We start from the raw sequence: 16,364 nt of genomic DNA on the forward strand, positions 1-16,364 counted from the left end.
TATGGAAACTATATTATCACCAAGTCCTAATTTGCAGAGATACGGAATTACAGAAAAGAAAAAAGCTGAACTAGACTTGATTAAAAATCAAGTGGTTGATGCAACTGCAATTGTACAGCAGCAGCAAACCATTGTAAACTCGCTGAATGAAAAAGCAACGAGATATCAAGGTTATTTATTGGTTTCAGAAAGCAATCGTTCTCATGCTTTAAGCAATAAAAACTTAATAGATCAAGTTGTCCAAAATGCATACGATTTGGCGCTTAATTCGGAAAATGCCTTTTCAAAAACGGCAACTGCAACTCAGGATTCAAAAAGAGTAAGCATTTGGATTAGCGATTTGATTAGCAAATTAATTTATTCTGTAGAAATAATTAATAAACTGTCTAATCTTGTAATTCGCAAAAAAGCGCTTAATCCGTTAATTTCTGATGATTTAATTACCAGAATCAACACTGCAGGCACAGACGCAAACAATGCCGTTGCTCTTACGCTTGTTGCTTTAAAATCTACGTTGGCAGCAGAGGCTTCTGTTCTTGAATCTGAGGAAGCAATTACTCTAGAAACTAAACAAGCTGCTAAATTGTATTTTACTTTAACAAATAGCAAATCTTTAGAAGCAACTTTGCCTGCACCATCCCCTTCTGATTCTTCTATTAGAGGATTAATATACAATGCGTATAAAAATGCTCAGATTGCTTACGAAAAGGCAAATACTGCAAATGATGAAACTGGAAGACAATTGGTTATTGCAACAAGCAATTTAAGTAAAGCGCAAATCAAGCTTCAGTCGCTTCAATCTAGTTTAGCTGCGGCAACTGCTGCGGCTTATGCTTCTTAAAATAAATTAAAATGTCCACTGTTTCAATCCTGCATTCAGTGGACTTTAATTCTAATTTTTTAAGGTTATGAATCATACTAACAAGAATTTTTACAGACAGTTTTATCTAAAAACAGGAGGATTTCTGCCTACAAAACCGTTGAATAAAAGTCTTTTTCCTGGTGATTATTTCCAAATCAAAAATGGCGAAATCATTCTTCTGGGAAACATTTATCGCAATGGCATTATATTGCATCACGACGCAGATATTAGCAGCACAATTGCCTTAAATGATGCCAATTGGAATTTTAGCGATGGCATTTCAAAACCTTATTCAGGAAGATCGCTTGCACATGGTTCTATTGAAGGTGATTTTGAATTCAGCAAGCAAATACTGGCTTTTGCCCATAAAGGAAGTTTCATTTTTAAAGCCGAAGAACCAGAATCTGTAAAAATTAATAATTGGAACGAAATCCAGCAGCAGTTAATTATAAAACTAACGCAAACCTTATATTCTTTCAGAGAATTGTACGTAGTGACAGAAAGTGCAACAGCCAAAAACACTACTCTCGCTACAGCTGGGGAAGCAAATGCAGAATTGGAACTAGCTTGTGAAGCAGAAAACTTTGGTCTGACAGATATTTTTGGACATTCTAAAACCAAAACAATCCAGTCAAAAGATATTGAATATTATCATAGAGAAACCAAAAGAAAACCCGCTTATTTTAAGGCTAAAAAATTAGTCGTTCAAGACGAAAAACTATCGTATTTCATTAGTGATTTTATTGCCAGAGAAAACAATGTTAGTGCATGGACAGATTCTTTTTTTGATTCAAATTTTCATAATGATGTTGATTACAATACTCAGATGCTTATGCAAAATGCACAAGGTTTTTATTTGGATATGCTGCAATGCAATGAGTTAAATCCGAATACGGCTTTGTTATACTTTAAATGGGCTGATGCTAATTTGGACGATGTAGAAAAACTATTCGGAGCGTATGGAAACTAATTCCAATATCACGGTTTTGTACAATGAAATGGATTGGCTGCAAATGGTAATCGATCAGGTGATTTGCAGTTATCTGCTTCAAGAAGGCCACGAAAACCGATGGCAAGATATTCCATTGCCTGAAGCCGATGAAGATACTGAAGAAAGTGTTTATTATAAAAAAATAGCGGAATGGGATCTGAATCTCTACGAAAGACTTACTCTAGCTTTGATTCTCGCTCCTCAGATTAAACCTGAAATACTAGATATTTTCTTTAGCAAAAATGCGATGTACGATCGAGGCTTTACAGAATTTGGCGGTGTTGTCAATAAAAATCATAGCGGTTTTCTGCCTACTGGCCAAACGCTTTCCTTTTTAATTACGGCTGTTAATCCTGAATTACGTATTGAATTGCTCCATATTCTGAACACTTCTAATATTCTTGCCAAAGAACAGGTTTTAGTTTTGGAAAGTACAGAATCTAATATTCCTATTCTGAATCAGGTTCTTTCGATTAATGAACGCTGGCTAAACTTTTTCATAACGGGCACTCTGCCTAAATTGGAACATAGTGTTTCGTTTCCAGCTCAACAAATTTCGACCAATTTAAATTGGGACGATTTGGTTCTCGAAGAACATGTTATGAATCAGGTCATGGAAATTAATGCTTGGCTTAATCATGGCGAAACTCTTATGAAAGAATGGGGTCTTGAAAACAAAATAAAACCTGGCTATCGAACCCTTTTTTACGGACCTCCTGGAACTGGAAAAACGCTTACAGCAACTTTACTCGGAAAAAGCACAAATAGAGAAGTTTATAGAGTTGATCTTTCTATGATTGTCTCAAAATATATTGGTGAAACCGAAAAGAATCTGTCTAAAATATTTGATGTTGCACAACACAAAGATTGGATTTTATTTTTTGATGAAGCCGATGCGCTTTTCGGAAAAAGAACTACTGCCACATCTTCAAACGATCGGCACGCCAATCAGCAAACGGGGTATTTACTGCAAAGAATCGAAGATTTCCCTGGAGTAGTTATTCTCGCATCCAATTTAAAAGAAAACATGGATGAAGCTTTCTCTAGAAGGTTTCAATCGATGATTCATTTTACAATGCCAACCGCCGAAGAAAGAATGCTATTGTGGGAAAAAGCATTTTCAGGAAAATGCCAGCTTGATCCAAATATTAATATCGAAAATATTGCTGAAGAGTATGAATTGGCTGGTGGTGCCATTATTAATGTATTGCGTTTTTGCGCTCTGGCTGCGATTCAGAAAAATGAAACTATAGTGAGTCAGCAGGATTTATTGGAAGGCATTAGACGTGAATTTAAAAAGGAGAATAAAACACTCGTGGTTACTCAAATGAATTGACGCATTATGAAAAAGAACGAAAACATAAAAAAAGTTGCCGTTGCTGCACCTCAATTACATCGCCTTAAAGTGACTCTTAAAATTGGAAGCTGGAAAAAATATTTCGATTCCAATTATGTCAACACCATCATTGCAATGGCTTTAAATGATTTCGACGACAAAATCTTTTTTTTCATAAACGGATATCTTATTACAAGCCAAAATCTTTATTTGGTTGTACAAACTACTGAAAAAAGTGTAGATGAAATGGTAAGTAAAATTGAGGCTAAGATTATTCATTTATTAAAAAACAATCCTCAAAAACTAAAAGAAAACCGTAATGAAATTTCTTTTATTGCTGATGATGAAAGTCTTTTCTACGCCGCAAGAAAACCTTTATTTAAAATATATCCTTTAGAAAATGATCATTTGATAAAACTCATTACAGGAAAAAAAGTAAAACTCTCCTATTTTGATCAAAACCTTGAGAATTTAAAAACTATGATTCACAATCATCCTTTTTGTTCGGCAATTCATTATTTAGGCGGTATTGGCCCTGTGAAAGTCACATCGTTTAAAGATCAAATAGACTCGGAAGAGTAAGCAGTTATCCAATTCAAAAAAGAAGAAAATGACGCAACAACACAAAAAAATATCCGAAAATCAGACAATTGTAATTGCTGCAAATGCGACTCAAAGAAATAATACTTCCCAATTACGGGATAATCGAGTATTCTCTGTTGTTCAAAGAAAACTTCAAGAAAAAACCTTATATAATACTACATCTATACAATTAAAAAAAGGTGATGGAGAAGAAAAAAAGAAGAAAAAAAACAAAAAGAAAAGAAAACGACAAGATTCTGAAAGCGATGAAGATAGCAGTGGCGAATTTATTCCTCCACAAGCCAAAAAACAGAAAAGATTTCATGTTCCAACAGATATTACTGAACAAGTTATAAAAAGCACTGCTCATAAACGTGTTAATGTAAATAACAGATATGACGAAATATATACTTGTCCTGCTTGTAGACGGCCTTTAGCTTATACAAAAAAAGGAGGCAAAAAGCTGGAATTAACAAGGTATGCTTATACAAGTAAAAGCGGCAATTATCACGAGCAACGTGCTCTAGCATTAGACCATTTTCCTACTTGGGATCAACGCGAACGTGACTTGAAATCTAGAGGAGCCAGTGATAACGAAATGAAAGAAGATCACAATGATCCAGACGGTCTTAGGGCTTTTTGCAAAGTATGCAATGAAAGCCATAAATATGAGAGAAAGAAAAAAGTCGATTATGAAAGTGATGATGACGAAGAAGGATACCATACATCAGATGATGAACCTGAAAATAAAGGTTTTTATAAAGATTTTCGTTATGATCCTGATTCAGGATCAGGCGGTTCTGGCATAATAGCGTAGAAACTATATATTCTAATATATTCCTCATCGCAATTTTAATAAAAAGAAAGGCATTATGAATAGCTATAGTAAAGTTCCAAAAGAAAATGATTATCAAGGAGCGGCAACCAGTCTTACTCCTAATAGAAATACTATTGGCAACACTTTTCAGTTGGCCGATAATCGTGTTTCGTCTTCGACCTTAACCAATACCAATATTTCCGTTAGGCAATTAAAATCTAATCAAGCGATTGCCAATTTTAATTCTAATGTTGTGCAATTGGGACGGATAAATTTCACCAAAGAGCAACGCGAAAAAAAATTAGCGGCAAATAAAAAGAGTAACGGAGGCTTTCATACCTGCACGAATTGTGGATTCCAACACAAAAAAATACACTATGCTACCTTTAAAGGAAGGAGAATGGGCGATGGACAATTTCACGTTGATCACATACAACCTGCATCAAAAGGTGGTAAAAATAACATGAGAAACGGCAGAATTTTTTGCGGAACATGCAATACATCCAGAGGAAACAGAGCAAATGTAGGAGTAACAGGTTTCAAGAAATATCATGCACTGCACAGAAAAAAAATTGCAAAAAATTATATGCGCAGACCAAGTAAAAAAAGAAGATAAAACTTAAATCTAAAAATAACTAATAGCATTTAAAATTAGTTTTTATGGAATATTCAACTGATAAAACAAAAACGCAATCTGCCGCGAATAGTTCTGGCGAAAAAGTTATTCAAAATAAGGCAAGAGAACTTAAGGATAATCGTCCTATTTCTGTTTTACAAAAAAAAGTCAATAATACTGGTTTGCCAGACAATCTAAAATCAGGCATAGAAAACCTCTCTGGTCATTCTATGGATGATGTTAAAGTACATTATAACTCAGACAAACCTGCCCAACTTAATGCTCATGCCTATGCGCAAGGTTCAGATATTCATATTGCCTCAGGACAAGAAAAACATTTGCCACACGAAGCGTGGCATGTGGTACAGCAAAAACAAGGGCGAGTAAAGCCTACTCTGCAGATGAAAGGCAAAGTCAATGTAAATGATGACAAAGGCTTGGAAAAGGAGGCTGATGTTATGGGGACGAAAGCACTACAATTTGTAAATGATGGATCGCAAAAGAATGTTCATTATACCAATTCTTTAAATTTACAAACAGTGCGTCAGCTCGTACGTATTAAATTAGACAACGGAACCTATTATCCAGATTCTCATGCAACGGGGCAAATAGTAGAAAGTGATGAACTGACCTCTGAACAACGAGGAAAAGCAAATACGGATCTGCAAGGAAACGCAGTATTAATTAACTCGATAAGAAACGGTTGGAAACATATAAGGCAAAATATAGATCCTATTATAGATCCACTTTTAGCATCCGCTAATATAACAGACGAGGCTACTAAAATCAAAGCAAGACGTTTATACAGAGAATCTCAGAACGCGGGTGGCGGATTAACCGCTTTACTCGATGCACAAAAAGAATGGCAGAATTTTTTATCTGAAAATGCAGTACCTATGTCAGCTATACTTTCTGTACACCGCAGTTTCGGTTTTGAATATGAATTTGCAACATGGGAACTAGCCCCTCCAAATACCGTTGATGTTCCTTCGCATACAGAAGTAGGAAAATCTGCTCCTTTTAGCCCTTTGTTTAATACCTCCTTTATATTAGAAACAGATGCTCAAAAAGAGTTAGAACTAGTTGCTCCTCCTCTCTTAGCAGGAGGAGCAAATGGAATAATAAACAAAGCATTCATATCACAAGTACATACTTTGTTTATTAATGCTTTAGTTGCATTTAGAGGCACACATGCCACAGCAAATACTCATGTAAATGCTTTACCATTCAATGATCATATAGGTACTGGATGGAAATGGACTGCATCTGCAGCCTTAATTAGAGTTGCAACAGCAAGAAATAAATGGGCAGGAAAAACAAACCAAATCGGCTATCAATTAAACATAGCACTTACTCCACATGAGATAACCGAACAGTTTCAAAAAGATTCTCCAGGAGCAGACAATAATCAAGAAGCTGTTTATAATAAAATCCTTAAGCGTTTTCATGATAGTGAGGTATATAAAGGATTAGAATCTCCGAAAACTGAAATAGATACTGCATTATTGTTATTAGCCAAAGGTATTTCTAATGCTATAGCTATTCCAACATTGAGTTTAGTTGCAAAGACCAGAAAACCTTGGTTTACCGGTGATTTACATTCTCATGTCAAAGATTTACATGGTATCTGGGTTAAAGATAATGTACCTAATATAACTTTGGCGGCAGTGAAAGAAAATCATCAAGCCCAAAATGATTTAAGAAGCATTATATTATCTGAAAAAGATAAAGTAGCGCGAGACATCTTGACAAGCATACCTCAATATACGCCTCCAAAAGAAGTTAAAGGGGAAAACACAGGCATTACAGCTATGAGAGAAGCGCATACTAAGCTAGATACTGCTGTTAAAGGCGGCACTACAAGTCTTAAAAAAGCGGCTCAAACAGAGGCTATTGCTTGTCTAACCAAAATTGCAGAACGCCTAGAAAACCATGACGAAACACCAACTGTTAATGCAAAAACAGATTTCCTTGCCGAAAAATTTGGTACTGGCGATGGTGTTCGTAAAGATACATATGCTAATATACCTGTTTCTGGCAATAAAACTTTACACTTAGCCGAATTAAGGACAAATGCAACAACTGATGCTTTTTTAAGATAGTTATTTTAACTAATTGTAACGCCTCAATAAAATCTAATTCTTTTAATATCAATTATTAAATTTCTCGAAAGCTTTGTTTCAATAAAGAATATCCTATCATTTTATAAAGTATTGATTTTTCTCCATACAGTTTGTACTTTTGCCTTATGAGCGACAATTTTACAAATGAATACTTTGGTATAGGAATACAAAATGGTAAAACTCCAGAAAACTTAGGTGTTTTATGGAGATCGGCCCAAAACTTAGGCGCTACTTTTATATTTACCATCGGAAATCGATATGCCAAACAAGCCTGTGATACTCATGACGCAGTAAAAGCAATTCCTTATTTCCATTACGATACGTTTGAAGCTTTTTTTGAAAATTTACCAAAAGGCGCAAGATTAGTTGGCGTTGAATTATCTGAAAAAGCTGCCGATTTGGAAACTTTCGAACATCCTAGACGTTGTGTTTATATATTAGGCGCAGAAGATCACGGCTTATCCAAAAAAGTAATGGAAAAATGCCATCATTTAGTAAAGTTTAAATCAGAAAAAAGCTTGAATGTAGCTGTGGCGGGAACTATTGTTATGTATGATAGAAATTTGTCCAAACCGCGTTCTTAATAACAATTTAGACAAGTTTCCTAATTCATTTTCTTTAACACATATTCGTCATTCCCAGGATTAATGTTTGCAATGGGCTCTCCTGAAATTATGTATTGATTATCATTTTTTTGAATGTAGATAATTCCAAGCTCATCGTATTTTTTATTGAATACTATTTTAATTTTATCCTCACCTACATCCTCTGCCTTTAGATTCTTATAAACTTCTGCTTTTTCGCTATCACCTACATAAATAATAGTAATATTTTCTAGACTTTTAATATCTATCGAAAAACTGGTAACAAGATCATCTTTGTTTTTTCTTTTAAAGTTATATTTTCCTGACCAATCATTCATTTTAGAATTTGGATGCACTTCTTCCTTATCAATAGATTTGCTTCTTAAACTTAATATTTTTCCATCAGTTGTTATTCTATAGTTTTCATTTAGCTTCTTATAAATCTTTGAAAATCTAATTTCAAAAATACTAATCGTTAAATCCTTATTTATTACAAAAGACTTAGCAATATAACTAGCATCTTCCTGTATTTCACCATCTGCCTCAATACCAATAAGCTGCTTTGATATTAACTCTTGATTTTTTACATTTATAACCAAATGATCTAAGAAATAATCCTCTTTTTCATCACGAATATTTAAAATATAGGTCTGAAATGGCAATCCTCCATTATCTATACGATATATCGCATTGGGAATATTTTTATTGATTTTTTTATAAACCAAATTTGATATCGATTTTAATTCGTTTCCTTCGACTCTCGGATACTTTATATCACACTCTATATTTTCTTCAAGATAACATTCCTCCATATATTTCATATAATCAAATGGCAATGCTAATAAAGATTCTTTCTTAGCAGAACTTTTCGAAAGATTTCTATTGCTAATTAATTTGCAGATAATAGTTCCATTTTTATTTGTGATGGCAGCGGTTTCATTTTCATATTTTATAGTAGTTATCGATTCTTCATTATTTTCTTTTTTACTGTATTCAGTTCGCTTTGTAATTTTAATCACCCTATTTTGATTATCATATTCGTTAACAATGCTTTCAGTGCGATTGTAGTTTTCTCCCACAAAATATTTCTTCTCATAAAGCAGGATAAAACTTTTGGGATTGTAAACCGTTTTTATTTCTTTTCGAACATTGTAACTGCCAAACTCTAAATAAGTTTCAATCATCGAATTGTCTTTATACGCATATTTTGCATTTCCTTTTTTTGCATAAGAAGCAGTATCTTCTTTCTGAATTTTTCCCCAATCTTTTTTATGCTGGAAAAATGTATTCAAATTGGTTTTCTTATAAATAGCTCCGTCAATCTTTTCAATCAAGCTGTCTTTATCTTTAAAATCTAAAAACTTATTGGTTCTAAAAACTTCGTATGCTTCTGTTGAAAGCTTTTCTTTTTTTGAAGGAGAATAAACTTGTAAATCCTGTGAAACACATCTTACAGTAGATGATAAAAACAAAAAAATAATGAATATGATGCGCATGATGTTTTTTTAATATTTCTGTAAATAAAACGTAATATTTAAATTCTAATTCTAATACTTTAAAACTTTAATTAACCGCCTCTTTCCAAATGCCAATAATCTTCTCGGAATAATAATAATTACCTGTTATTATAAGAGCATTTAAGGTAGCAACATTAATCTCGATATTAGGAAAATGAGATTTTGCTTCAGCAATAAAGATATTTTTCTTTCTTGAATCGCCAAGCAAATACGCAGCAAGTATTCTTCCGATATGCGTATCAATACTGGTGGAATCAATTTTAAAAGAAGTTTCAAATTTTATCTGTGCTTCTTTATAACGCTTCTCATCCAATAACAGATATCCGTAATTGCTTATTTGCACAGCATCGTCAGGATTTTTGCTCAAATATTTATTATAAGCAGCTTCAGCCTTTTTATAGTCATAAAGTTCCTGATAGATCGCGGCCAAATTGGTCAGTAAAATATTCTCGTTTTCATCCAATTTTAGGGCTATTTCAAAATCTCTGATAGCTGCTGGAAATTCCCCTTTTTCTTGATAAAGTCTTCCCCTTTGTGCTCGGTATCCGTAAACATCAGGATGCACAACAATTAGCCGGTCATAAATTTCAGCAGCAGTCCCCCAATCTACTATCTGTTGATATGCCTGACCGGCGTAGAATTCTAAATCATCTGCAAAATCTCCCGAATTATCTCCAAAGTTATTAGGACTGTCTAAACGATATTTGTACAGTTTGTAAATTTCTATAGCCCGTTGCGGAATAGGAATATCAATTAGACATTTGATATAATTATGATAAATCCTAACTATAATGTTTATATCATATTCAATCGCTTTCTCAAAATTTTTAATTGCATTTTCGTTATCCTTTAAAAAATAATAATTATTTGCAATCAATTCATACAATTCAGCATTTGCCATATCCATTTCGAGTGCGTATTCTGCTTCATCAGTAGAATCTTTATATTGCTGTAGGTGGGCCAAACAAAGCGCTTTTAGCTGATGATATTCTGGGTCTTGAGTATTTATCTCTATCGACTTGGTTACAGTTTCAATCGCTTCTTGATATTGTTCTTTGTTATATAATTCTAGTGCTTCATCATAATATTTTTCAGGTAATTGGCTTGCTGAAACTGCCGCAACGGCAGCAGGAAAAAACGGTTTTATAGATTGGTTTTGTACTGTTTCGTTCTTATTCAAAATTCTGAGCGATTTTATTTTCCCCGTCTGCTCTTCAATTCCGATCTCATATAAATTTTCTTTCTTTTGATACGGTTGCACTAATGCACTAAACTTGACATAATTTGGATTATTTTTTGTTGGTATAAAACATAGCCTCGGCTTAATGCCCAACTCTACAACAATTCTATCGGATTCTTTACGGAAACTGCGGATATAATTAATCTCTTTTTGGATTTTTTCCTGCGCAATACCTGTTAAAGATGTGAAAGCAAGAAAAATAAAAATGATAAGCCTCATATATTTTGTCTATTAGAAGTTGGTTTGCTAAAAAATCTGATTAGAAAAAAGGAATTAATTCTCATATGAATATTCATATGCTTCACTCAATTTATTGCCAGAGTTGTAATTGTATACCGTTTTAATACAACCGTTGGAATTATTTAAAGAAACAGTTTTTGCTAAAATCTTGTTTCCTTCCTTCGCTATAAAAATGTCTTTCTTACCTTCTGAATATCTTATGTTCTCAGAAAGCAATGCATTATCTTTTATGCTGTAAATTTTCATTTTAGAATAAAAAACTTCTTGGTCGTTTTTATATTCATAGACCAGTTTCTGCGTTGCATTAACCTCTTTTACAATCCTTCCAAATTCATCATACTCGAAAAAAGTAATAGCAACCACATCTCCGCTCCCATTTACTGTTTCGCTCTTTGCGCACTGAAATTTATCATTAAGATGAAACACTTTAGCAATCATTACATTTTTCTGATCTACAGAAATGATGCTGAATTGTTTTTTGCTATATTTAAAAACATCTTTAGATTTTTCTCCCTTTTCATTTCTTCGCACTATACTGTCAATCAAATGGTATGAATTTCTATAATACAAATCTTCGGAATACAGTGCGCCATTAATAATAGTCGAATATTGTTTTATCAATCCATTTTTGTCATACAGTGTTTCTATCTGCAAAAAACTCTTAGCAGTTTTGGTACTTTCTCTAAATGCTTTTGCAGTTACTTTTCCTGTAGAACAGCCCAAAAAAGCATTGGGCTTTGGATAATAAGAAATGCTTGAATTTTGTATCAAATTATCAGCGTAGTTTTGATCTACTTTAAATTTTGATTTTAATTCTTTTTCCGATTCCTTTTGTCTTTCTGCAATCTCGGCCACTCGCAACTTGCCATAATAAACTTTATCATTAAAAGGAACTTTAAAATACGATTCGTAAGTTTCAATATACTTATCTGGATTGGTCACTAGAATCGGTTTATCGACACCATTGGACAATATCATTCCTGATTTGAGTTTGGAATCATGGTTATAAAAATAATAGTAGCCGTAATTCCTAAACTCTATTACACAATCCTCATTGACATGAAACACATGCACGTCTTGAATTGTATCAAAAGCTTCGGCAAATCTCTTGTATATTTTTAAATGCTTTTCTAAACCATCTTCCTGATTATGATCAAAGAAAACCAAACTGACATCTTCTTTATGGTTAATTTCATAAAGCATTGCCTCTGGTTCAGGATTGTCGGTTAGTATTTTTTTAGAACATGCCGTCAACAAAAGTAAACACAGCACGACACCTATTAAATTGCTTTTAGCTTTCAAATTATTCTTGTTTTTATCTATCTATTTCAAGACAAATTTGAAAAATATAAGCATACAGATTTGGACCGATATAAATCCGTATGCTGTTATTGAATATTCGTAAAGATTTTTTGTAAATCCGTTTTTTAGCGTCTTTAGTTCTTAAGAGGAAGCGTCAGTAAAACTATAGTTCCGTTGTCATTAGAAATAATTTCTATGTTGGTTTTAATTTTATTTTCTCTAGCTAAAATCTCCAAACGTTCTCGGGCTATAGTACCTGATAATGATTGATGATCAGAATCGACATTTGATTTATCCTGATAGCCTTTTCCGTTATCTGCAATTTTCACCACGATCTGATTTTCTTGCACTACGATTTCTAATGTTATCAATCCTTGATCAGAAAGATTTCCTATACCATGAATAATGGCATTTTCAACAAAAGGCTGAATCAGCATTGGAGGTATCAGCAAAGACGAAGTATCCATCTCTGGCACTACTATTTTGTAAGCGAAAGCATATTCAAAACGCATCTGCTGCAAGCTCAAATAATTTTCAATCGCTTCGATTTCCTGATCCAGAGGCACATAATTTTTACGGCTTAATTCTAAACTGCTTCTCAACAATCGGCTAAACTGGCTTAAATATTTTATAGATTTTTCATTTTCATCAAATCTGATAAAACTTTGCAGGGCAGACAAAGTATTAAAAATAAAATGAGGTTCCATTTGTGTTCTCAACAATTGCTGTTGCAGCAGAATTTTCTCTTTTTCTTGTTTTTGTCTTTTTTGTCTTTGGAAAAAATAAAGCAAGAATATCCAAGAAATGGCCAACAGCGACAATAAACCAACAACGAGCAACAATAACTGATTTCGTTCAAGACGATTTTCAGTATTATCGATCGTCTTATTTAACCCATGAATAGACCTGTCTTTGGCCTGCAATTCATAAATCGTAGCCATTTCTTCTGTCGCCTGAATACCCGAATTTCTAAGGATATTATCTTTAAGAGCCAATATCTCATCTGCTTCTTCAAGAGCTTCCTCTTTGTTTCCTTTGGCAAAATGATAATGCATTTTGGCTTTCTTATTCAGACATTTTTCATAATAAGATAATAGTTGCAAGTGCTGGTTTTCAATTTTATCAGCTTGTTTAATTAAGTTTTCTGCCTCAGGAAAACGTTTGGTTTGAACATAAAGATCAATTAGATTGGCAATAGTCGTGTAGAGATTTTTAATCATTACAGGACTTTCAGGATTTGCTGATAGACCTTCTTCATCATATTCTTTTACCAAATTGTAATGATCTATCGCTTTATTGTACTGATTGTTTAGCAAATAATAATGCGCCATATGCTCATTAGTAAATCTAACCTGCATTGGCTCATTTGTTTTTACCGAAATCTGTTTGAGTTTTTTAATGTAAAAAAGAAGCGAATCTGGCTTATAAATATTGCTTTCTTCACAAGCTGTAAACAATTGCGAATAAGCTCTGAAATTATATTTATAATTATCCTCAGGAAGTCCTTTTAAGATTTTTAAGGCAAGCTGATTCTGTTCAATTGATTTTTGGTATTGGCTGATTTTATTGTTGTCCTGAGCCGCATTTAGCAAACAGATGACTTTTGCCATTGGTTTGCATTTTAGCGAATCGTCATTCATAATGATGGCAGCAGATTTATTGAAATAATAAACCGATTGATAAAATTTTCCTTCAAGTTCTGAAATTAAACCTGCTCCATTGTAAATGGTAAATTTTAGCGCATTGAATTCCTTTTCTTTTTCTACAATACCTAAAGCAAAATTGATATGCTGTTTGGCACTGTCAATATCTTTTTTCACTAGGTTTTTAGCTAGATTGTAATGTATAAATGCTAAAGCTGGACTTGTTTTTGAAAAATCTTTTTCTTTGAGTTTGCCAGACCAGAAAGCCAATTTATCAGCATCGGGATTCTGATCTAGACTATCGCTGATTGTCTGTAATTTTTCAAGTATTTTTTCTGGATGAATCGAAACTTTTTCAGATTTATGCTGACAAGAAATAACAGTCAGCAGCAAAAAAAACAATGTTTTTTTCATTATCTCAAAGGATTTAAATGATTTATCACAAACTCTTTCCTTCGGGTTGCAACAGGAATTTCGGAGTTATTTTTCATGACAATTATGCCTGTTTTTATATACTTATCAATAAAATCTTTGTTGACAATATAAGACTGATGGGTTTTTATGAAAAAGTTCTCAGGCAGAATATCTTCATAATATTTTAATGGTTTAGAAGCTGTTACTACTTTTTTATTTTCCAAATGAATTTGCGTATAAGATCCTTCGCCAGACAGATATACAATGTCGTTGAGACGAACAATCTGCATACAATCTAAAGATGTGATACAGATTCTGGAACTCATATCGATCGTTCTTGAACTATATTCTTTCAAAAGATTAATCTGATTCAAATAGTCAGTCTTTTTTACTTTTTTTATTTTTTGTATTGCTGCCACAAATTCATCATTATCGATTGGTTTTAAAAGATAATCAAGCGCGCCATATTTAATGGCTTTTATAGCAAAATGATTGTAAGCAGTGATAAAAATGATATGAAAAGAAGTCTCTTCTATTTGGTTCAATATATCGAAAGCTGTACCATCAGTAAGCTGAATATCCATCAAAATCAAATCGATGTCTGTAGCTTTCAAGATTTGCACTGATTCTTTTACCGAAGCTGCCATTGCTTCAAGTTTTAGAGAATCTTCTTGCGAGACTAACCATTGCAATTCTTTTCTAATTGCTGGTTCGTCTTCTATTATTAAGGTCCGTATTTTGTTCATACTAGGAAATAACAGTTTTACAAATTAAATTCTTTACTCTAATAAAAACGTCTAGACAGTGGTTCTTTATTAAGTTCAAAATTTGTAGTACGAATATATAATTTTTTATTTCAATGTCTTGAATGCTGTATTCTAGATATATTTTTTTCATTTTTAAAAAAGAATATGGCAAATCTCCTTAATTTTTCAGCGAATTTATATTAGAGTAAATCTGCAAATCTTTTATTTTCAAATTTGTAATATCAGTTTACTATTTTATTTAATATCATGATTTACAAAAACTTTATCCTTTGTACTCTGTCGAGCCTTTTTCTTTTTATCAATGCTTTACAAAAAAAGGAATCTGCGGTTTCATATTCCAATAATGATCGAGAAATTACTGGCGTGTATGCTTTGACATCTTGCGAGAATTCAAGATTCAAGATTAAAATCGAAAAAAAAGCTGAAGAATATTCATTTTTAATTTTTGACAGAAATAAAATAATTTCAAAAGGTAAAGTTGAAAAACAGACTGAAGATGAAACTGTTTATCTCTCTTTTGGAAAAATTGGCGGAATATATGAGACCAATAAAATACAAATTCAGAATTACGGAAATTCAATGAATGAATATGCACATTTTACGCAATGCGGTGAAAAATATCTCACATTTACAAAATCAGAATGACAAAGTTTTTATTTTGCACTTTTTTGATCATCATCTTTCTATTTAGCATTTCTGTAATTGGCAAAAAAGAAATCTTAGAAAATGGAGAAATTAAAATCAATTGGCAGAAAAATGTATCTGGCGATTTTTCTTTTACAAAAAACTGGGATTATCCGGAAGGAGTTTATAAAAACGATTTTGGACAATTAAGTTGCGATGGATTTTGTCTGCCAGAAACAGACAGGATGAAAGATGAGAATGGAAAAATCTATACAGATTCTTTGGCAAAATTTTATCAGCTGGTAGACACTACTCACATATTTCATTCGATTAAATCTAAAACCAACAGTTATGAATGGGGGGTTTCAAATTTTGCAACCGTTAAAAGAATGAGCAGAGATACCATTTATTGTTTTACTAATAAAAATGCAGCAGCTCATAGCAGTCTGATTCTGAAAATTACAAAGGATAAATGTATTCCTGTAATTGAGTTAAATAGCATTTCAGGTTCGAAAGGAAAACAGATTTATGCTTGCAAAAAAGGATGTATTAAGATTGACCGAGATTTATGGAATAACGGAATTCTAAAAGCAAAATTTGACTTTATTTTTGAACATCCCGAAAACCTAGACAAGCCACTATTTTGGAAAGGCAAAATCTATTCACAGATTAATGCAAAATAAACCGCAGCATTTACTAAATTTAA

General features: G+C 32.9%; 15 protein-coding genes. 10 read left to right on the forward strand and 5 right to left on the reverse strand.

Annotated features, from left to right (window positions below):
• The first annotated feature begins 1 nt into the window (after window position 1).
• The 8 genes from NU08_RS16875 to NU08_RS16910 all read left to right on the forward strand — a co-directional run bounded on the left by NU08_RS16875 (window position 2) and on the right by NU08_RS16910 (window position 7,911).
• The gene (locus NU08_RS16875) at window positions 2–841 is read left to right on the forward strand and encodes a hypothetical protein (RefSeq protein WP_066034456.1); all 840 of its coding nucleotides are present in this window, start codon (window positions 2–4) and stop codon (window positions 839–841) included.
• 67 nt (window positions 842–908) lie between these two features.
• A complete protein-coding gene (locus NU08_RS16880) occupies window positions 909–1,832 on the forward strand; it encodes a hypothetical protein (RefSeq protein WP_129748283.1) in 924 nt (307 codons plus the stop codon).
• Window positions 1,822–3,189: an ATP-binding protein gene (locus NU08_RS16885; RefSeq protein WP_129748284.1), complete on the forward strand. Its 1,368-nt coding sequence runs from the start codon at window positions 1,822–1,824 to the stop codon at window positions 3,187–3,189. Before NU08_RS16880 ends, NU08_RS16885 begins: the two co-directional genes overlap by 11 nt.
• A gap of 6 nt (window positions 3,190–3,195) precedes the next feature.
• Window positions 3,196–3,771, forward strand: a complete 576-nt coding sequence (locus tag NU08_RS16890) for a hypothetical protein (protein ID WP_129748285.1) — start codon at window positions 3,196–3,198, stop codon at window positions 3,769–3,771.
• 28 nt (window positions 3,772–3,799) lie between these two features.
• Complete coding sequence (locus NU08_RS16895; protein WP_129748286.1) at window positions 3,800–4,588, forward strand: GH-E family nuclease; 789 nt, start codon at window positions 3,800–3,802, stop codon at window positions 4,586–4,588.
• A gap of 55 nt (window positions 4,589–4,643) precedes the next feature.
• Window positions 4,644–5,204 carry an HNH endonuclease gene (locus NU08_RS16900; protein ID WP_129748287.1) on the forward strand — a complete coding sequence of 187 codons (561 nt, stop codon included), beginning with the start codon at window positions 4,644–4,646 and terminating at the stop codon, window positions 5,202–5,204.
• Between the two features lie 44 nt (window positions 5,205–5,248).
• Window positions 5,249–7,306: a DUF4157 domain-containing protein gene (locus tag NU08_RS22450; RefSeq protein WP_207214079.1), complete on the forward strand. Its 2,058-nt coding sequence runs from the start codon at window positions 5,249–5,251 to the stop codon at window positions 7,304–7,306.
• Between the two features lie 146 nt (window positions 7,307–7,452).
• Window positions 7,453–7,911, forward strand: coding sequence for an RNA methyltransferase (locus NU08_RS16910; protein ID WP_129748288.1), 459 nt, complete (start codon window positions 7,453–7,455; stop codon window positions 7,909–7,911).
• Between the two features lie 20 nt (window positions 7,912–7,931).
• Here NU08_RS16910 and NU08_RS22455 read toward each other — a convergent pair whose 3' ends face one another.
• From NU08_RS22455 to NU08_RS16935, 5 genes are all read right to left on the reverse strand, one after another.
• Complete coding sequence (locus tag NU08_RS22455; RefSeq protein WP_207214080.1) at window positions 7,932–9,407, reverse strand: hypothetical protein; 1,476 nt, start codon at window positions 9,405–9,407, stop codon at window positions 7,932–7,934.
• A gap of 67 nt (window positions 9,408–9,474) precedes the next feature.
• Window positions 9,475–10,887: a tetratricopeptide repeat protein gene (locus NU08_RS16920; protein WP_129748289.1), complete on the reverse strand. Its 1,413-nt coding sequence runs from the start codon at window positions 10,885–10,887 to the stop codon at window positions 9,475–9,477.
• A gap of 54 nt (window positions 10,888–10,941) precedes the next feature.
• Window positions 10,942–12,210, reverse strand: a complete 1,269-nt coding sequence (locus NU08_RS16925; RefSeq protein ID WP_129748290.1) for a hypothetical protein — start codon at window positions 12,208–12,210, stop codon at window positions 10,942–10,944.
• 134 nt (window positions 12,211–12,344) lie between these two features.
• Window positions 12,345–14,267, reverse strand: coding sequence for a histidine kinase (locus NU08_RS16930; protein ID WP_129748291.1), 1,923 nt, complete (start codon window positions 14,265–14,267; stop codon window positions 12,345–12,347).
• The gene (locus NU08_RS16935) at window positions 14,267–15,013 is read right to left on the reverse strand and encodes a LytR/AlgR family response regulator transcription factor (RefSeq protein ID WP_129748292.1); all 747 of its coding nucleotides are present in this window, start codon (window positions 15,011–15,013) and stop codon (window positions 14,267–14,269) included. The genes NU08_RS16930 and NU08_RS16935 overlap by 1 nt, the downstream gene beginning before the upstream one ends.
• 267 nt (window positions 15,014–15,280) lie before the next feature.
• Between NU08_RS16935 and NU08_RS16940 the strand changes: the two genes are divergently transcribed.
• On the forward strand, window positions 15,281–15,679 hold the full coding sequence (locus tag NU08_RS16940; RefSeq protein WP_129748293.1) for a hypothetical protein: 399 nt from the start codon (window positions 15,281–15,283) through the stop codon (window positions 15,677–15,679).
• Window positions 15,676–16,341 (forward strand): hypothetical protein, encoded by a 666-nt coding sequence (locus tag NU08_RS16945; RefSeq protein ID WP_129748294.1) that lies wholly within the window; start codon window positions 15,676–15,678, stop codon window positions 16,339–16,341. Before NU08_RS16940 ends, NU08_RS16945 begins: the two co-directional genes overlap by 4 nt.
• Window positions 16,342–16,364: the final 23 nt, after the last annotated feature.

This window comes from Flavobacterium anhuiense, from assembly GCF_004151235.1.
In the GTDB taxonomy this organism is placed as follows: Bacteria; Bacteroidota; Bacteroidia; order Flavobacteriales; family Flavobacteriaceae; genus Flavobacterium; species Flavobacterium anhuiense_A.